The sequence below is a fragment of the Pleomorphomonas sp. PLEO genome, assembly GCF_041320595.1.
Lineage (GTDB): Bacteria > Pseudomonadota > Alphaproteobacteria > Rhizobiales > Pleomorphomonadaceae > Pleomorphomonas.
Genome location: NZ_CP166625.1, coordinates 5,171,701 through 5,189,697 on the forward strand (window position 1 = coordinate 5,171,701; position 17,997 = coordinate 5,189,697).

Sequence of the window (17,997 nt, forward strand, 5' to 3'; positions counted from 1 at the left end):
ATACACTCAGTATGTGAGATTGACATACGCTGCGTATGCGAGTTAGTTTCATATACGCACCGTATATCAATTGGAGCGCCGCCGGAAGCCCAGGGCTTGTCGCGGCGCTCGCCTGCCCCACCCAGACATCCAACGAGAGAGACCGACATGGCCCAACGCGACGCCGTCTTCCCAGCCAATAGACATGCCCTTTATGAAGAGCACGGCTATTCCGCCGCCATCAGATCGAGCGACCTTCTGTTCGTTTCCGGACAGGTCGGCAGTCGCCCGGATGGATCGCCCGAGTCGGATTTCCGGCGCCAGGTGGAACTGGCCTTCGAGAACCTCGGCGCGACATTGAAGGCGGCCGGCTGCACCTTCGACGATATCGTTGATGTCACGACCTTTCACACCGATCCGGAAAACCAGTTCGGGGTGATCATGGCCGTCAAACAGCAGGTTTTCAGCGAACCTCCCTATCCCAACTGGACAGCGGTTGGCGTGAACTGGCTCGCCGGCTTCGATTTCGAGATCAAGGTGATCGCGCGGATTCCCGCTGCGGGAAAGGCGTGACGCCCGGAGCTTCAAGCATATCGTGGCCGTGATGCGCCCGGCCTTCCGGGTCGCAGGACTGACCAGGAAAGAAACCCCATTGGTGGCAGACATGCTCGAATGGGTTCTTTCCTGATCCGGTTCACCCAGGCGGACCGGTTCGCCGGAAGGCACCCACTTTCTCCCGGCCCTTGCGGCCAACCGGTACTCAGGGAGTGGGACGAGTGGGATTTAGGCACATCGCCTCGGTCATGGCCGCCAGGATGAGGCCCTCAAGGGAAAAGCTCGTCCTGCTCTGTCTGGCCGATTATGCCAGCGACGAGGACGGCCAATGCTGGCCTGCCATCCGAAGCCTCTCCGCCAAGACGGAGCTTAGCGAGCGCGCCATACAGCAGAGCCTGAAAAAGCTCGCGGACATGGGGCTGATCACCATTCGGCGCCGGTCCGTCGAAGGGATGAGCCTCACCAATATCTATCGCCTGGACCTTAACGCCATCACCGCGCGTCACGCCTCGCCGTCACTGAGGAAGGACACGGCTCCCAGCCGGAAAAGGGACGGAGGACGTGCGGGGGGTGGTGCACGCCCTGCGCCAGGGGTGGTGCAGACCATGCGGGAGGGTGGTGCATATCCCGCACCCGAACCTGTCATGGAACCTGTCAATCCAGAACCTATAGCCTCCTCACTTCGTTCGGAGGTCGTCGGTTCGGCAGAACCGACACAAGCGGCCACCTCGACATCGGGACTCACATCGAAGCGATCGAAGAACGACTACCCGACCGACTTCCTGGAATTCTGGGCCGGTTACCCAACAGACCCGAACATGTCGAAAAGGGAAACCTTCAAGGCCTGGAAGCGCATCACCACTGATGAGCGGTCGCAGGCCCTCGCCGCCCTTCCCGCGTTCCGTGCTCATTGCCTGGGGGATCCGACCTATCGTCCGGTGCATGCCTGCCGATTTCTAAGCCAGCGCCGGGCCGAAGGATTTCTCGATGCATCCCGACCCGCCGGCCATGTTCCGCCCTTCGGTGACGACCGGACATTCGGCGAGATGACCGGGCCGTGGGACCTCGCCACGGTGCCGGCGACGATTGCCAATATCCTGAAGGGGAACCCGGCCACGCACTCCGATTATGTGCTCGCCAAGCGGCTGGCACCGTTCATCGGTCTATGGTTCGTGCGTCCGCTGTTCGCGCACGTCGCCGACCCGGCGCTAGATCCGGAGGCAGGGAGGCGGTGACGCGATGTATCGCTCTGCGCCTCATTAGTCGTCTTCACCGTCATTGAACATTGACGGTGGAGGGGGAGGCACGAGCGGCCAATTCCGCTCCCAAGGCTCTCGCCATTTGTCCCACTCTGCATCCGAAAAGGGGCGTCCCATTGTAATCTCTGCCGCATCACGTGGCGTCTTCGCGCCGACTGCTTTCGCCGCGTGTATAGATTCTTGAGCAACGCGATCCTTTTCCGAAAGGGGCCCTCCCGCCCATGCGTCATGACAGCCACGAATTACACTTATCCAGTTTTCCTCCACGAAAACATCATACACGTGCTGCTTTATAGCCCGCTCGCTCAAATCGGAGCCTAATGCCAATGCTCTTTCGCCACCCTTAGCAATAGCGACATACACTCTTGCGTCTAGATCGTCTTGCTTCAGACCATATACATACGCTGCAATTTGCGACGAAATACGAGCTGCATCAAGGAACTGACCGTTCCGTGAAAGCAGAAGATGAGATAAGTCTGAAGTAACCTGATTACCTCTTGGCCCGGAGAATTCTCTGAATATTTTTTCTATTAGGGGGCCTATTTTGTCACCATGACTTTTGAATTTACTTCCGATAGCGAGCAGCATCGAAGCCGTTCCGAACAGGTAACCTAGAACATAAGGATCTCGCCAAAATCGAGGAGGCTGCCCCACTCCGGCAATATCCAGGAGCGACACGAGATTGAATGTCCCCGATGAGACCTCGCGAACAAGGCGTTCATTGCCGAACCCGAACATGCGTATCCCTCCCCAGACTCGCTGTGCAACCCTAGCGGAAAGCGCATGGCAGATCACTGGCACGTTCAGTAATTTGCCCGCCTCGCCAAGATCGTGGATCGTGTCCCTTGGCGCGGCGGAAGGGATGCGAGGGAGGTGATTGAGAAGACGATTCTGGAGACCAAAAGCTGAGTCTATAGCGCACTTCGGTGTGAACGAAGCGCTTTCCTGTGCAGCCTAAGCATCTCGCGAAAGGTGGAGCAAATAGGGGAGTGGTTAGGCCCAAAGGCACCTAAGCCCTTGTCTTATAAAATATTGGTGTTGGAAAATGGTGCCTGAGGGCGGAATTGAACCACCGACACTACGATTTTCAGTCGCATGCTCTACCAACTGAGCTACTCAGGCACTAGCCGCGTTCCACTGGGCGTTTGGTGCGTTCCAACGGCGAGGCACCGGCCTTATAGATAGTCCACGCGGGCCTGTCCAGTGGGTTTGACGGGAAAAATCAATTACGCCGGCGAGATAGGGAAAGACGAGCCATTTCAATGGCAAAGCCCACCCCAGCCGAACGCGCTTTTCGACCTCGCGTGCTCAGTTGCGGTCGCCGCTCTCGTCGGGCGGGGGAAGATCATCGTCTTCGACGGCGGGGATCGAGTAAACCCCCTTCAGCCACCTGTTGAGGTCGACGTCCTTGCAGCGCTTGCTGCAGAAGGGGCTGGAGCCCGGATCGGTTGGTGCACCGCAGTTGGGGCAGCGGTTGGCCTTGGGCGCGACCATCAGGCGATTGCTCCGTCGGCCCAGCGCGCCCGCACCGGATAGCGGGCGGACTCGAGCAAGCTGGCGGTCTCATGCAGCGGCAGGCCGACCACCGACGAATAGGAGCCGGACACGGACGCCACGAAGGCGCCGGCAAAGCCCTGGACTGCATAGCCGCCGGCCTTGCCCTGCCATTCGCCCGAGGCGAGATAGTCGGCCATTTCGTGCGACGACAGGCGCTTGAAGCGGATGCGCGTCTCGACCAGCTTTTCACGCAGACCGGAGGGCGTGGCGAGCGCGAGGCCGGTGAAGACGCGATGCGTCCGACCGGACAGAAGGGCGATGCAGCCTTCGGCGTCGGCAAAGGTTTCCGCCTTCGGCAGGATGCGGCGGCCGACGGCGACCACCGTGTCGGCAGCCAACACCAGCACTTCGCGGCCAGGATAATCCTGCAGCGGTACGCGGTGGGCGGCCACCTCGGCTTTGGCGCGCGCAAGACGACGGGCGAGACGGCGCGGCAATTCGGCGCGGCCGGGGGTCTCGTCGATGTCGGCCGGCAGCATCAGGTCGGGCGCGATGCCGAGCTGATTGAGCAGCGCCACGCGGCGCGGGCTCGCAGATGCCAGGACCAGGACGGGACGATCGGTCATCGGGCTCACCCCAGAGCATTTCCGGCGAACTCTGGTTCGCCAGAAATTCTCCAACTGTCTTTTCACCGCAATTTCGGACGCAAAACCGGTTCGCACTTTTGCTGAAATTGCTCTCGGCGGCTCGGCATGGAGACAGCCGCTCGCATCCCGGATCGGACCGGGGCGGTTCGCCGCCTCCTTTCGCCGCTCACTTGAAGCGATAGGTGATGCGGCCCTTGGTCAGATCGTAGGGCGTCATCTCAACCAGAACCTTGTCGCCTGCCAGCACGCGAATGCGGTTCTTGCGCATACGGCCAGCGGTGTGAGCGATGATTTCATGGTCGTTCTCGAGACGAACGCGGAAAGTCGCGTTGGGCAGAAGTTCCGAAACGACGCCTGGAAACTCCAGGACTTCTTCCTTGGTCATGCGGGCATAGATCCGTTTTCGGGAATTGGTGGCGGATAACTATCCGAAATGCGCCGCGAAATAAACCACCCAGGCCGAAAAACGCCCAGAAAAGCGAGCGGATGCACGGCCACGATGGTTAGCTGCGTCTCGATCAGCCGTTCTCCGCCGCCGCCCCCTCTTCCCACATGCCCTCGCGGCGCGGTTCGAAGGAGGGTTTCCAGCCGAGTCGCGCCTTGATGCGGGCCGTCAGCTGGTCGCGAACGGCGCGATATTCGTCGAGAATGCGCTCGCGCGAGCCGGTGGCCAGCGTCGGGTCGGCGGTTGGCCAGTATTCGGCCTCGACCGAATTATAGCGCGTGTATTCGAGCGCCTTGTGGTGGGCTTCCGGGGCGAGCGATATGATCAGGTCGAAGTTGCTGTCCTCAAGATCTTCGAAGGTCTGCGGACGGTGGCGGGATATGTCGAGGCCGATCTCATCCATCACCGTCACGGCGAAGGGATCAAGTTCGCCACGACGGGCGCCGGCGGAGTCGACGAAGATCTTGCCCGGAAACAGATGACGGGCGATGGCCGCCGCCATCGGCGAGCGCACCGCGTTGAACGAACAGGCAAACAGCACCGCGCCGGGCTGCTTGTCCTCCATCGTTGTTTCAACGTCGTCCGTCATGAGCCTCCCGTCAGATAGCCCGAGCCCCGGCTTCCGCTTCAGAGCCCGACCCGAAACTCTACTAGGGTGGGCATCTAGCTTCGAGTTCTGCGCTTCCGGTGCTCACGAACCTCAAGTTCGCTCCGCTCCGGTTCTCGTGCCTCTCGCTATCTGCCTGACCCCAGCGAGTTTCGAGTCAGGCTCTCAGCCTTTCCAATGCAATACGGCGATCAGCGTGAACAGGCGCCGCGCCGTGAGTTTGTCGATGAGGATCTTGTCCGCCAGCTTGTCGCTGAGAATCTGGGCGCCCTCGTCGTGAAGCGCCCGCCGGCCCATATCGATCGCCTCGATCTGGCTCGGCGTCGACACCTTGATCGCCTCGTAATAGCTGTCGCACACGAGGTAATAGTCGCGAATGATGCGGCGAAATGGGGTCAGCGACAGAATGTGGGTGGTGACCGGCTCGCCGTCCGCCCGGAAAATCTGCAGCACCAGGCGATTGGAGACCAGCGACAGGCGGAGGATGAATTCGCCGCCCGGCGTGCCGATCGGCTCGAAGGAGTTCTGCTCCAGAAGATCGAAGATCGCCACCTGCCGTTCGTGGTCGACCTCGCGAGAAATCTGGCCGAGCGATGCCGCGTCAAGGGTCACCGATATGAGGCGCCCGGAAATAATGGCGGTGTCGGTCACGACTGTCCTCCGCAAAATGGTCGCCGAGGCATAGCACGACCGTTCCGCCTCACGAAGCCAGCAAAGGTCGACCCGGACAGGAGTTTTACGCATGCCTCGAAACGCCGGTCATTCATCGCCCCGGACAGATCCGGCAGCGCTTGACACCAGCCTTGTCCGGCAACACATAGCGGACGCGCGCCGGCTTTCCGGCCCTATCATCCATAAGAGCGAGACCATGACGCAAACGGAACGTCACAGCTTCGAGGCCGAGGTTTCCCGCCTCCTGCACCTCATGGTGCATGCGGTCTATTCCAACAAAGATATCTTCCTGCGCGAGCTGATCTCCAACGCCGCCGATGCCTGCGAGAAGCTGCGCTATCTGTCGGTGGCCGAGCCGGAGCTGGCCGGTGAAGGCGGCTTTGCCATCACGCTATCGGCCGACAAGGACAACAAGACGCTTGTCGTCGCCGACAACGGCATCGGCATGAGCCACGATGAGCTCAAGGACAATCTCGGCACCATCGCCCGCTCGGGCACGCGCGCCTTCCTCGACGGCCTTGCCGACAAGGCCGAGGGACAAGCGCTGATCGGCCAGTTCGGCGTCGGCTTCTATTCGGCCTTCATGGTGGCGAACCGCGTCCGCGTCGTCTCGCGCAAGGCTGGCAGCGATGAGGCATGGGCCTGGGAATCGGATGGCGCCGGCACCTTCGAGCTGACGCCGGTCGACATCGCCGACGCGCCGACGCGCGGCACGGTGGTCGAGCTGTTCCTCAACGACGAAGCGCTGACCTACGCCGAGGAGCACACGCTCGAGCGCATCGTTCACGAATATTCGGCGCATGTGCCGGTGCCGATCCGGTTCGGCAAGGGCGAGGAAGCCCGCGAGCTGACCGACGGCTCGGCGCTCTGGGTGAAGCCCAAGTCCGCCGTGACGGCCGAAGAATACAAGGAGTTCTATCATCACGTCGCCACCGCCTGGGACGAGCCGGCGCTGACGCTGCACTACCGCGCCGAGGGGCGGCAGGAATATAACGTGCTGCTGTTCGTGCCGCGCGAGAAGCCGTTCGACCTGTTCGATCCCAGCCGCAAGGGTCGGGTGAAACTCTACGTGCGGCGCGTGTTCATCACCGACGAAGCGGACATCCTGCCGGCCTGGTTGCGCTTCGTGCGCGGCGTGATCGACAGCGAAGACCTGCCGCTCAACATGTCGCGCGAAATGCTGCAGAAGAACCCGGTGATCGAGACCATCGCCAAGGGCGTCACCGGCCGCGTGCTCAGCGAGCTGTCGAAGCTGGCCGAAACCGACACCGACCTGTTCCAGAAGGTCTGGTCGTCGTTCGGCGCGGTGATCAAGGAAGGTCTCTACGAAGCACCGGACCGCCGCGACGAGCTGTTCAAGGTCGTCCGCTTCAAGACCACAACCTCGGGCGACAGCTGGCGGTCGCTTGCCGACGTCGTCAAGGACTTCAAGGAAAACCAGACGGCGATCTACTATGCCCTCGGCGAGGACGAAAAGCAGGTGTTGGCGTCGCCGCATCTCGAAGGATATGCGGCGCGTGGTCTGGAAGTGCTGCTTCTCACCGACCCGGTCGACGCCTTCTGGGTGCGGACCGCGCTCGGTTTCGAGGGCAAACCCTTCAAGTCGGTGACGCAAGGCGAAGCCGATCTCGACGCCGTCAAGCCGATTGAAGAGGACAAGAGTGAAAAGCCGGGCGCCGACGTAGCCGGCCTCGTCGCCACGCTGAAAGAGGCGCTGAAGGACGACGTCGCCGACGTCCGCACCTCGGCCCGTCTTGCCACCAGTCCCGTCTGCCTCGTCGCCTCCGACTTCGGCCTCGATCGCATGACCGAGAAGCTGGTCGCCCGCCAGGAAGGCAAGACAGCCCTGGGCAAGCCGGTGCTGGAACTCAATGCCGGGCACAGCCTGATCAAGGCCTTGGCAGCAAAGGCGGCAGCTGGCGATACGGCCGCCGTGATGGCCGCCGCCCCGCTTCTGGTGGGCCAGGCGCGCATTCTCGATGGCGAAGCGCCGAACGATCCGGCGGCCTTCGCAGCCTCAGTCGCAACGCTCCTTGAAAAGAGCCTCGCATAAAAGCAAATAGGGCGGAGGTGCGCACCTCCGCCTTACAACCAAAGCAAGAAACATCTGTTCTTTTTCGCATGTCATCTTCATTTTCTTGCATGTTTTCATAGAAATTCTGTTTATTCGCCTATCCTCCATTTCATACTCAGTATTTTTGACAGCATAGATCTAGAAATCCTTCCTTAACGTTCAAGGACTCTAATCCCCCACGGCACTTTTTCTTCGGGGGCATTCATGACTTTTTCTCTCAAGTCTTCATTGGTGGCCACCATCATTGTCCTTCTGCTGATGACGTGCGGGCTTGGATGGGTCGCCGTATCGCAGCTCTCGGCCGCTAACGAACGGATTAGTGAATTCGCCGATCACAAGCTGCCGCTCGTCAGAAGTCTTGGTGAGATTCGCTACGCGGCGACCCGCCTGCGTGTCCGCTCCGCCCGCCTCGCCCAAATCACCGACGCCACGGAGCGCCAGAAGGCGAAGGGCCTCGCCGACCAATCGATCAGCGATGTCGATAAGGCGGTGGTCGAGTACTCGGGCCTGATTGCCGACCTCCCGAAGCAGCAAGAGGTGCTGGCGGCCTTCAAGGCTAACTGGCCGACCTACGTCCAGATGCACAATGACATTTACCAGAAGATGGTGGACGGGAAGGCCGACGAAGCCTCGACACTCCTCAACAAGACGTCGCAGCCGCCCTTCAATGCCGTTATCACCGCTTTGCAGTCGGGTATCGATCAGATCAACGCCGACACCGCCACCGCTCAGGCCGAGGCCATCGCCGACTACAATCAAGCCTTCGTGGTGACCGCCAGTACCGTCACCGCGGGCATAGCCCTGGCTCTTGGCGCGTTGGCCTTTGTCTTCTACGGCGTGGTCAGGCCGCTGCACCGCATTACAGCCGCCATGGGCGGCGTCGCCGGTGGCGATCTCTCTACATCCATCCCCTACGCCAACGCCAAGAATGAGATCGGGGAGATGGCCACGACGTTGAAGGTTTTCCGCGATGGCCTGATGGAGACGGAGCGGCTGCGGCTTGCCGGAGCAGAGGCCGAAACACGCAACCGTGAGCGGCTCGTTGCCGAGCGCGTTGCCATTGCCGACCGTTTCGAGACCGCGATGGGCGCACTCGCCGAGGGCTTTGTCCATTCATCGGGCGATGTCGCTGACTCGGCCCGTAACCTTGCCTCTACCGCCGAGGAAACCAGCCGGCAGGCACAGGCCGTCGCCGGCGCCGCCGAGACCGCCTCCGAGAATGTGCAGACAGTGGCCGCCGGTACAGAGGAGCTGTCGGCCTCGGTCCGCGAGATCACCACACAGGTAACGCGGTCCGCCGACATCGCCCGCACCGCTGCCGGAGAGGCACAGCGCTCGAGTGAGAACGTCAAAACGCTATCCGCCTCGGCCCAGAGCATTGGCGAAGTCGTGGAACTGATCCGCGCCATCGCCGAGCAGACCAACCTCCTGGCACTCAACGCCACCATCGAGGCGGCACGGGCCGGTGAGATGGGCAAGGGCTTCGCAGTCGTCGCCTCAGAAGTGAAGAACCTTGCCGGCCAGACAGCCAAGGCAACCGAGGAAATCGCTCGCAAGATTCAGGAGATGCAGGCGGCGACGTCCGTTACCGTCGACAGCATCTCTCTGATCGTCGCGACCATCGGCACCATCCAGGAGGTGACACAGTCGATCGCCGGCGCCGTCGAGGAGCAAGGCGCCGCGACGTCCGAGATCGCCGGCAACACCCACAGGGCAGCCAGTGGCGCGCGCGACGTGACCGAGAATATTTCCGGGGTCGGCACCGCTGCCGAAATGACCGGCTCGGCGGCGACGCAACTGATGTCGCTCTCGGGCGCCCTGGAGACGCAGGCAGCCAGCCTGAAAGGCGAAGTCACAAGCTTCGTGAAAGGTCTCCGCGCCGCCTGAGAATTGATCGCCAAGGCTGTCCCAAGGCGCGGTTTCGGCCGCGCCTTTTGCTTTGTATTCTCGCACTTTGGCGCGTTGCCTGATATCCCGGCCAGGACTACCCTTTCGCTACGGATGCAAGATCCGCGTCAGGGAGAGTGCCATGATCAAGAATGTCGGCTCGACCGATCGCCTCATCCGGCTCATCGCCGGCGCCATCCTTCTCATTATCGCCGTGCCCTCACTCGCCGGCATGGCCTTCGTCGGCCTCGGCGGCTGGGCATGGCTCATCGGCCTCGTTGGCGTTGCCCTTCTGGCAACCGGGTTGCTCAACTTCTGCGGGGCCTACAAGCTCCTCGGCATCAATACCTGCAAGACCATCCACTGACGCCGGTCACTCGAGGCGGATCGCCACGCTCCGCGCGTGTCCACTCAGACCTTCGACCTCGGCAAGGGTCATGGCGGCTGGGCCGATACGCCTCAGCGCGGCGGACGGCACCTTCAGGATCGATGTGCGCTTCATGAAATCCAGCACGCCAAGCCCCGACGAGAAGCGGGCCGAGCGGGCGGTTGGCAACACGTGGTTGGAGCCGCCAACATAGTCGCCGACCGCCTCCGGCGTGTGATGGCCGACGAAGACGGCGCCGGCATTGCGAATGCGCGCCAGCATGGCCTCAGGGTCGGCAACGGCGAGCTCCAGATGTTCCGGCGCCACGCGGTCGCTGAGCGGCACCGCCCGATCGAGACTTTCCACCAGAATGACGGCGCCATAGTCGCGCCAGGAGTCGCCGGCGATACCGCCGCGCGGCAGCTCGGCGAGTTGCCGTTCCACGGCCTGCTCCACCGCGTCGGCCAGCGCCGCGTCATCAGTGATCAGGATCGACTGCGCCGCCTTGTCATGCTCGGCCTGGGCGAGAAGATCGGCGGCCAGCCAGTTGGGGTCATTATCGCGGTCGGCGATGATCAGCACTTCCGACGGGCCGGCTATCATGTCGATGCCAACCGTGCCGAATACACGCCGTTTCGCAGCGGCGACATAGGCATTGCCAGGGCCGACGATCTTGGCTACCGGCCGGATGGTCTCGGTGCCATAGGCGAGCGCCGCTACCGCCTGCGCTCCGCCAATGCGATAGACCTCATCGACACCGGCCAGGCGGGCGGCGGCCAACACCAACGGATTGATCTCGCCGCCGGGCGTCGGCACGACCATGACGAGGCGATCAACGCCAGCCACTTTGGCCGGCACGGCATTCATAAGCACCGACGAGGGATAGCTCGCCGTCCCCCCCGGCACGTAAAGGCCAACCGCCTCGATCGCCGTCCATCGCGAGCCCAACTCGACGCCGATGGCGTCGGTATAACGGTCGTCCTCGGGCTTCTGACGGGCGTGATGACTTTCGATGCGGTCACGGGCGAGCCTCAGCGCACCCATCACCTCCGGCCTCACCGCCGCCACAGCCGCGTCGATCTCCGCTTCGGAGACGCGGAGGCCGCGCGCTCGGCTATCGAAGCGATCGAGCTTCTCCGTCCAGTCATGGAGAGCAACGTCGCCGCGCGCCCTGACATCGGCGATGATATCGGCAACGATGGCGTCAACATCAGCCGACACCTCGCGTTTGGTGGTCAGAAAGGTGGAAAAGCGGGCCTCGAAATCGGGCGCGCGGTCGTCGAGGCGAATGGCCACGGGTCTCTCCAGCGGAAAATCGAAGGGGGCGGGACGGATCAGCGGAGGTCGTGGGTGGGCTGATGCTCGGTGGTCCAGGCAGCACCGAGATCGGTGAGGCTCGCCTCGATACATTCGACATCGAGCCGCATCGAGCCGCCACCGGCGAACTCAAGAAAGACATGACCGGACGGATCGTCGGCCTGGCCTTCGAAGCGGATGGTCAGCAGGCTGACGATGGCGTCGGGAAAGTCGCGGCGGATATGCGCCGATTTGACCGTCTCGACGCGGGCGAAGTGCAGAAGGCTGCGTCGGCGTTCCTTGCTGTGGCCGCCGGCCTTCTCCCAGGCAAAGCGATTGAGCTCGAGAGTCAGGCGATGTTCGCCCGGCCGCCAGACGATGTCGCCGACCTTGCCGACGGCATCCTGCGCGTGGGCGGCGATCACCTTGAGGTCTTCGGCATCGAGGGCCGCAAGTTTCAGCATTTCCATGGAGGGTTGTCCGCTCCTGTCTGGGCGGCGGGACGCAAGGAAAAACTCACCCCGCCGAGGTTGCCTTGAGATAGGGCGGATGAGCCGGTGAAGCAAGGCTCTGCGGCCGCCCACAGGGGATGAAACAGGCCGGTTCGCTCCGATAGGGGCAGGGTCACCTAACTTGGCCGGCGGGGGTATCGCCCACAGTGCCCGCTCTTGCGTGAGAAGATCAGCATATCAAAGCTCGGTCAGCACATCATTGAGCCAAGCCGTAATTTCATTGACGGCTACGTCGACACTCGGCGCAGCGGAGACAACGAGGTCGCTAAAGGCGCGTTGATGATAGCCCTCGGTATACATCTCACAGATGCGAGCGCGCTCCCCATCGTCAAGAACGCGGCTGCCCCGGTCACTTAGGCACACTTCCAGCGGCGGCGCCAACGTTACCGTCAAAAGCCTAGCGTCGCGGGTCTGAGCAACATCCAGAAGACGCTCATGATCCTCGTTCCGCAAGGGGTAAGCGATGACGAGCCATCGTGCGGTGTTGCCGGCAATCTCGTCGGACAACCGTTGGAGGCCAGCCTCGATGCGCAGGGCGAGCGGAGCATCCTCGGGCGCGTCGTGGTCGTCGCCGTCGATGAAGACCGCGCCGTCAATTGCCTTGGCGAGGGCTCGGCCAATCGTCGTCTTGCCGGCGTTGATCGGCCCGCTGACGACGATGATGGTCCTCATGGCGTCAGCTTGTAGACGACCATGCCGCTCGCCGGGGCAAAGCCGTCGTAGAGGCGGCGGGCGGGGTTGTCCTCGCGGGTATGCCAGTAGAGCCGGTTCCAGCCCTTCGCCTTGGCGAGGGCCCGGATGTCCTCGATCAATGCCCGGCCGGCGCCGCGCCCACGGCTTTGGGGATCGACGAAGAGATCTTCGAGGTAGCAATGCGGCGTAAGCGCCCAGCTTCCCTCGTGCAACAGGCAGACCGCGAAGCCGACGACTGTGCCCTCGGCCACGGCAAGGCGACAGAACACCGGGCTCGCAGGGTTGAGGATGCGCGCCCAGGTGTGAGCGGTGATCTCGTCGGGCACAGTGGAGTCGAGGTGGGCGAGGTAACCCGCCCAGAGGCGGCGCCACGCCGCCTCATCGCTCGCTTCAGCCTCGCGGATCACGACGCGCATGGCGGTCAGTTGCTCACCCGTTCGATCACCGCGCCGCAGCGGCCGATCTTGTCTTCCAGCCGCTCGAAACCCCGGTCGAGATGATAGACGCGGTTGATTATCGTCTCGCCCTCGGCGGCAAGGCCGGCGATCACCAGCGACACCGAAGCGCGGAGGTCAGTGGCCATCACCGGCGCACCTTTAAGGCGCTCGACGCCTTCGACGGTGGCAACCTGCCCCTCCAGGCTGATGCGTGCGCCGAAGCGGGCGAGTTCGGCCACGTGCATGAAGCGGTTCTCGAAAATGGTCTCGGTGATCCGGGCGGTGCCGCGTGCCCGCGTCATCAGCGCCATGAACTGCGCCTGCAAGTCGGTGGGAAAGCCCGGGAAGGGATCGGTGACGATGTCGGCGGCAATGATGCCGGCGCCATTGCGCCGGACGCGCAGACCGGAGTTCGTCTCCTCGATGTCGGTACCGATCCGGCGCAACACCTCGATTGGCGCTTCAAGCAACGAGGCATCGGCGCCCTCCAGCAGCACATCGCCGCCGGTCATCGCCACAGCCATGGCATAGGTCCCAGTCTCGATGCGGTCGGCGACAACGCGGTGGCGAGCGCCGCGCAGGCGATCGACGCCTTCGACAACGATGGTCGACGTGCCGGCGCCGGAAATACGCGCGCCCATGGCGGAGAGGCAACGGGCGAGATCGACGATTTCCGGCTCGCGAGCCGCGTTCTCGATCACCGTTTCACCCTTGGCGAGCGACGCGGCCATCATGATGACGTGGGTGGCGCCAACCGACACCTTGGGGAAGACGACGCGGTTGCCGACGAGGCCGCCAGGCGCCTTAGCCACCACGTAGCCGCCCTCGACGTCGATCTTGGCGCCCAGTCTCTCAAGGCCCATCAGAAACAGATCGACTGGCCTGGTGCCGATGGCGCAGCCGCCGGGCAATGACACCCGCGCCTGGTGCATACGGGCGAGAAGCGGACCTATCACCCAGAAGCTCGCCCGCATGGTGGAGACCAGCTCATAGGGGGCGGTGGTGTCGGTGATCGAACGGGCGGTGAGCGACACGGTCTGGCCGGTGAGCAACCCTTCGCCCTGTCGCTTGCCGTTGACGCCGTAGTCGACGCCGTGATTGACGAGGATATTGGTCAGCTGTCGCACATCGGCAAGCCGAGGCACGTTCTCCAGCGTCAGCGTTTCGTCAGTCAAAAGACAGGCGATCATCAACGGCAGGGCCGCGTTCTTGGCGCCGGAAATCGGAATGATGCCGTTGAGCGGATTACCGCCGACGATCCTGATCTTGTCCATCTTCACCTCGGGCCGGCGACGCCGGCAATCTCGTGTTCTGTCGCGCCGGTCGCGTCACTCGTTGCCGGAATCGTCCGGCTTTATGTCGTCCGACCGGGCCGCGGCAAGCCCGGCGCGCTGATCGGCTTCCCCGGCGCGGCGACCACGCGCCTGCGCCTTGCGCTTCAGGAGGTTCCCGCGCAACGCCTCAGCGAGTCGCCGCTCCCGTTCCGCCTTGGCGGCGCGCTCCGCGCCACCCTTTGCCGTACCATCGTCGCTCGCCATGATGCCGCGCGTCCTTTTCCGGCCTTCCTTGCGATCCTTTTCACCGCCTTTCAAGGGATTTCGTCGGCAAAGCCGGCTTTTCCCCGCAACCGCGGCACACCGCGAGCCGGCGGAAGGTCTTTAGCGGTCGATTTTCTCTTCTATGAGGGGGCGTGAGGGGCGGAACTATGGCGGAGGTGCCGTTCCCAGCTGATGTCTCGCGCTCGCACCGTAAACAGCGCCTGTGCCGTCACGACGCTACGCCCGGAAGAGATCCGCGAAGAACGGCCGACATCGGGACCAGATGTTCGCCGGCGACGAGCGGCGCGTTCAGCAGCAGCTCGACGGCGAGCTGCCCCATCCGGGGGTGCGGCAGGCCAATGGTGGTGAGGCCAGGGCGCAGATAGGACGCCAGTTCGTCGTTGTCGAAGGAGACCAGCGCTACGTCGCCCGGTATCGCCAAGCCGGCCTCGCCCAATGCCTGATAAGCGCCAAATGCCAGGCGGTCGTTGAGGCACAACAACCCTCTAGGTCGCTCCTTTCGCAGCAGCCGACGCACCAGATCGTAGCCGTTCGATACCTCCCAATCCCAGGAACTCAACTCGGCGGTGAAGGCCAGCCCATGGGCGGCCATCTCGGCGCGAACACCGGCAATGCGTCTTGAGATGAGTTCGGAGCGGAATTGCCCACGCTCCTCGTCGGGATTGTGTCCGAGCAACACGAGGCGATCGGTGACGCCGGCCTCGACAAGAAGACTGACCGCGATGCGCCCGCCCTCGAACTCGTCCGGCAGCACACAGGTCGGAAAGCGGGCGTTGGTGCCGTTCAGCATGATGGTCGGTACTGGAATCGAGATCTCGGGTACGAAAACTTCGCGGGCTCGCATGGCCGCCAGAATCACGCCATCGACCTGACGGTCGAGAGCCGCCTCGATGGCCCGAAGCGCCCGAGCCGGTTCGCCGCCGGTTTCCAACACCAGCATGACGTTCCTGGCAGCGTCAGCAGCGGAGAGCGCCCCACGGATGAGGCCGCTCGCAAAACGCGTGGTCGCGACGTAGTCGGAAATGAAGGCAATCGACCGCGACTGATCGGTCCTGAGAGCGCGAGCCGCCACGTTGGGCCGATAACCGAGCTCCGCCGCGGCGGCATGAACCTTGGCGTGCGCCTCGGCGGAAAGACGAGTATCCGGACGCCCGGTGAGGATCATCGACGCGGCTGTCGGCGACAGCCCGGCAAGGCGGGCGACGTCGGCCAGGGTAACCCGCTTTTTCTGCACGCCTTGGCAACTCCATTATGGCCGGATTTTCAGACCACCCAACCGAGGTTGGGATAGCCGGACCTATGGCCACTTGACAACTTTCGTCTGCTATTGCATCTGCTAAATGGTTTTAGCAAGCGACTATCGGACACATCATGGTTTTTTGTCCGCCACAAAGCTGGGTTTGGGATTTCTGGATCGCCGACGATGGGGCGACCTATCATCTCTATTTCCTGAATGCGCCGCGATCGCTCGGCCACCCCGATGCCCGGCACCGAAACGCCTGCATCGGCCATGCCGTTTCGTCGGATCTCCGGAACTGGACCGATTGCGGCCCCGTGCTCGAGCGTGGCGGCAAAGAGGCGTTCGACGCGACCGCCGTCTGGACGGGCTGCGTGGTGCGGGATGACGACGGGCTCTGGCGCATGTTCTACACTGGCGCGAGGTTTCTAGAGGCGACGGGACCTGCCAATATCGAGACGGTAGGCCTCGCGGTCTCGGCCGACCTCGACACTTGGCAAAAGCGCCCTGGCCCGCTCCTATCCGCCGATAGCCGCTGGTACGAGACGCTCGGTTCATCGGCTTGGCCGGAAGAGGCTTGGCGCGATCCTTGGGTGTTCCGAGGCGACGACGGCTGCTGGCACATGCTGATAACGGCACGATCCTGGGACGGTGCGCCCCTCGACCGTGGTGTCGTCGGCCACGCCACGTCTCCGGATCTCGATCATTGGTCGGCGGCGGCGCCGCTGTCGCTGCCGGGCAGCGGCTTTGCCCACATCGAGGTCATACAGATCGTCGACATCGCGGGCCGCGCCCATCTGGTCTTCAGCTGCGACAGCAGCAAGCTCGCCGGACATCGCGCCGGTGGCATTGGCGGCATCTGGACGATGCCGCTGGCGTCGCTCGATCACATCGATCCGGCCGAGGCGCAGCTTCTGCTGCCCGAGAGTCACTATTCCGGCCGTGTCGTGTTCGACCGGCAGAAGAAACCCGTGCTCCTCGCCTGCCTGCAAGGTGGTGGCGACATCCGGGGGCTTTCCAACCCAATGCCCCTGACCATCGACGCTGACGGCTACCTTGCCGTGGAGAGCATACGATGACACGGCTCATTTCCGGCACCGTCACCCCCGGCTTCGAACCGCTGGCAGACGCCTTCGCCGCCGGCTTTGCCGACCGGCCGACCATGGGCGCGGCACTCTCGGTGCGGATCGGCGGCGACACGGTTGTCGACCTCTGGGGCGGCATTGCCGACGAGCGCAATGGGCGGGCCTGGACCGGTGACACGCCATCGGTGATTTTCTCCTGCACCAAGGGTCTGCTGTCGATCCTGACGGCGCGGCTCGTGCAGGAAGGGTGCATTACTTACGACGACCCAGTGAGCCGCTACTGGCCCGAGTTCGCAGCCGCCGGCAAGGCAAGCGTCACGATCGGCGAGGCCCTTTCCCATAGAGCCGGCCTGTCGGCGACCCGCGCCGATCTTGTCGAGGCCGACATTCTCAACTGGGACCGCATGGCGGCGGTGCTGGCCGCGCAGGAGCCCTTGTGGACGCCAGGAACCGGTTATGCCTATCACGCCATCACCCACGGATGGCTGAATGGCGAAGTGATCCGCCGGGTGACCGGCCGGAGCGTCGGCCAGCTCTTCCGAGAGGCGATCGCCGGCCCGCTCGGCGTCGACGCGTGGATCGGCCTGCCCGAGGTCGAGGCGGATCGTCCTGCTCATCTCCAGGTCAGCCCGGCGCTCACAGAACTCTGGAGCCTTGAAGCGGCAAAGCCTGCTCCCAATTGGCCCTACCGGGCGATGACCCTGGGATCTGCTCTTCCCGTCGATCTCGTCACCCCCGATGGCGGCTTCAATGCGCGCCATATCAGGGCGGCCGAGATTCCCGGAGCGGGCGGCATCGCGTCGGCGCGGGCACTGGCCGCGATCTGGTCGGCCACGATTGCGACCACCCATGGCGTGCGGCTTCTTGACGACACGACGATCGCCGCTGCGACCGAAGAACGCTCGGGCGGCGAACCGGTATTCGGCGCGGTGCCGCCCTATTCGCGCTGGGGAGCCGGCTTCCAGCTCGATTCAGAGGCTCGTCGCTACACTGGGCCGAAGTGTTTCGGGCATGACGGCGCCGGTGGCCAGGTTGGGTTTGCCGACCCGGAGCGCCGGATTGGATTTGGCTACGTCACCAACTGGATGATGGGGCCGGAGGATCAGCGGGCGACGGCGATCATCGACGCGTTGCGCCCGCTGGTGTGAGAGAACTGTCCACGTCCGTGGCCGAGGAGCCGGACGCAGGG

General features: G+C 63.4%; 20 protein-coding genes and 1 tRNA gene. 7 read left to right on the forward strand and 14 right to left on the reverse strand.

The window, feature by feature from the left end; translation table 11 throughout:
- Positions 1-147: 147 nt before the first annotated feature.
- Together AB6N07_RS23870 and AB6N07_RS23875 are read left to right on the forward strand one after the other, a co-directional pair.
- The gene (locus AB6N07_RS23870) at positions 148-552 is read left to right on the forward strand and encodes a RidA family protein (protein ID WP_370675528.1); all 405 of its coding nucleotides are present in this window, start codon (positions 148-150) and stop codon (positions 550-552) included.
- A gap of 203 nt (positions 553-755) precedes the next feature.
- Positions 756-1,769, forward strand: coding sequence for a helix-turn-helix domain-containing protein (locus tag AB6N07_RS23875; protein ID WP_370675529.1), 1,014 nt, complete (start codon positions 756-758; stop codon positions 1,767-1,769).
- 24 nt (positions 1,770-1,793) lie between these two features.
- On the opposite strand, the gene AB6N07_RS23880 is transcribed toward AB6N07_RS23875, so the two are convergent.
- The 7 genes from AB6N07_RS23880 to AB6N07_RS23910 all read right to left on the reverse strand — a co-directional run bounded on the left by AB6N07_RS23880 (position 1,794) and on the right by AB6N07_RS23910 (position 5,640).
- The gene (locus AB6N07_RS23880; protein ID WP_370675530.1) at positions 1,794-2,531 is read right to left on the reverse strand and encodes a hypothetical protein; all 738 of its coding nucleotides are present in this window, start codon (positions 2,529-2,531) and stop codon (positions 1,794-1,796) included.
- A gap of 308 nt (positions 2,532-2,839) precedes the next feature.
- A tRNA-Phe gene (locus tag AB6N07_RS23885) sits at positions 2,840-2,915 on the reverse strand.
- Between the two features lie 186 nt (positions 2,916-3,101).
- Complete coding sequence (locus tag AB6N07_RS23890) at positions 3,102-3,287, reverse strand: DNA gyrase inhibitor YacG (RefSeq protein WP_370675531.1); 186 nt, start codon at positions 3,285-3,287, stop codon at positions 3,102-3,104.
- Positions 3,287-3,916: a Maf family nucleotide pyrophosphatase gene (locus tag AB6N07_RS23895; RefSeq protein ID WP_370675532.1), complete on the reverse strand. Its 630-nt coding sequence runs from the start codon at positions 3,914-3,916 to the stop codon at positions 3,287-3,289. Before AB6N07_RS23895 ends, AB6N07_RS23890 begins: the two co-directional genes overlap by 1 nt.
- Before the next feature lie 187 nt (positions 3,917-4,103).
- A complete protein-coding gene (gene infA / locus AB6N07_RS23900; protein ID WP_026784394.1) occupies positions 4,104-4,322 on the reverse strand; it encodes a translation initiation factor IF-1 in 219 nt (72 codons plus the stop codon).
- A 133-nt stretch (positions 4,323-4,455) separates the two neighbouring features.
- Positions 4,456-4,971, reverse strand: a complete 516-nt coding sequence (locus tag AB6N07_RS23905) for an arsenate reductase ArsC (RefSeq protein WP_370675533.1) — start codon at positions 4,969-4,971, stop codon at positions 4,456-4,458.
- A gap of 183 nt (positions 4,972-5,154) precedes the next feature.
- Positions 5,155-5,640: a UPF0262 family protein gene (locus tag AB6N07_RS23910; protein ID WP_370675534.1), complete on the reverse strand. Its 486-nt coding sequence runs from the start codon at positions 5,638-5,640 to the stop codon at positions 5,155-5,157.
- Positions 5,641-5,857: 217 nt separating this feature from the next.
- Here AB6N07_RS23910 and htpG point away from each other — a divergent pair, with 217 nt between their 5' ends.
- From htpG to AB6N07_RS23925, 3 genes are all read left to right on the forward strand, one after another.
- Entirely contained in the window at positions 5,858-7,714 is a 1,857-nt protein-coding gene (htpG, locus tag AB6N07_RS23915; protein WP_370675535.1) for a molecular chaperone HtpG, read from the forward strand.
- A gap of 225 nt (positions 7,715-7,939) precedes the next feature.
- Positions 7,940-9,622 carry a methyl-accepting chemotaxis protein gene (locus AB6N07_RS23920; protein ID WP_370675536.1) on the forward strand — a complete coding sequence of 561 codons (1,683 nt, stop codon included), beginning with the start codon at positions 7,940-7,942 and terminating at the stop codon, positions 9,620-9,622.
- Between the two features lie 142 nt (positions 9,623-9,764).
- Complete coding sequence (locus tag AB6N07_RS23925; RefSeq protein WP_370675537.1) at positions 9,765-9,989, forward strand: DUF2892 domain-containing protein; 225 nt, start codon at positions 9,765-9,767, stop codon at positions 9,987-9,989.
- A 6-nt stretch (positions 9,990-9,995) separates the two neighbouring features.
- Here the strand turns inward: AB6N07_RS23925 and hisD are convergent, their stop codons facing one another.
- From hisD to AB6N07_RS23960, 7 genes are all read right to left on the reverse strand, one after another.
- The gene (gene hisD / locus AB6N07_RS23930; RefSeq protein ID WP_370675538.1) at positions 9,996-11,285 is read right to left on the reverse strand and encodes a histidinol dehydrogenase; all 1,290 of its coding nucleotides are present in this window, start codon (positions 11,283-11,285) and stop codon (positions 9,996-9,998) included.
- Positions 11,286-11,323: 38 nt separating this feature from the next.
- Positions 11,324-11,755 (reverse strand): DUF2948 family protein, encoded by a 432-nt coding sequence (locus tag AB6N07_RS23935; RefSeq protein ID WP_370675539.1) that lies wholly within the window; start codon positions 11,753-11,755, stop codon positions 11,324-11,326.
- A gap of 219 nt (positions 11,756-11,974) precedes the next feature.
- Positions 11,975-12,469, reverse strand: coding sequence for a shikimate kinase (locus AB6N07_RS23940; protein WP_370675540.1), 495 nt, complete (start codon positions 12,467-12,469; stop codon positions 11,975-11,977).
- Complete coding sequence (locus tag AB6N07_RS23945; RefSeq protein WP_370675541.1) at positions 12,466-12,906, reverse strand: N-acetyltransferase family protein; 441 nt, start codon at positions 12,904-12,906, stop codon at positions 12,466-12,468. The genes AB6N07_RS23940 and AB6N07_RS23945 overlap by 4 nt, the downstream gene beginning before the upstream one ends.
- Before the next feature lie 5 nt (positions 12,907-12,911).
- Positions 12,912-14,201 (reverse strand): UDP-N-acetylglucosamine 1-carboxyvinyltransferase, encoded by a 1,290-nt coding sequence (gene murA / locus AB6N07_RS23950; protein WP_370675542.1) that lies wholly within the window; start codon positions 14,199-14,201, stop codon positions 12,912-12,914.
- A gap of 54 nt (positions 14,202-14,255) precedes the next feature.
- Positions 14,256-14,465, reverse strand: coding sequence for a hypothetical protein (locus AB6N07_RS23955; protein ID WP_370675543.1), 210 nt, complete (start codon positions 14,463-14,465; stop codon positions 14,256-14,258).
- A gap of 229 nt (positions 14,466-14,694) precedes the next feature.
- Complete coding sequence (locus AB6N07_RS23960) at positions 14,695-15,720, reverse strand: LacI family DNA-binding transcriptional regulator (protein WP_370675544.1); 1,026 nt, start codon at positions 15,718-15,720, stop codon at positions 14,695-14,697.
- Between the two features lie 137 nt (positions 15,721-15,857).
- Here AB6N07_RS23960 and AB6N07_RS23965 point away from each other — a divergent pair, with 137 nt between their 5' ends.
- Entirely contained in the window at positions 15,858-16,802 is a 945-nt protein-coding gene (locus tag AB6N07_RS23965) for a hypothetical protein (protein ID WP_370675545.1), read from the forward strand.
- A complete protein-coding gene (locus AB6N07_RS23970) occupies positions 16,799-17,956 on the forward strand; it encodes a serine hydrolase domain-containing protein (RefSeq protein ID WP_370675546.1) in 1,158 nt (385 codons plus the stop codon). Before AB6N07_RS23965 ends, AB6N07_RS23970 begins: the two co-directional genes overlap by 4 nt.
- Positions 17,957-17,997: the final 41 nt, after the last annotated feature.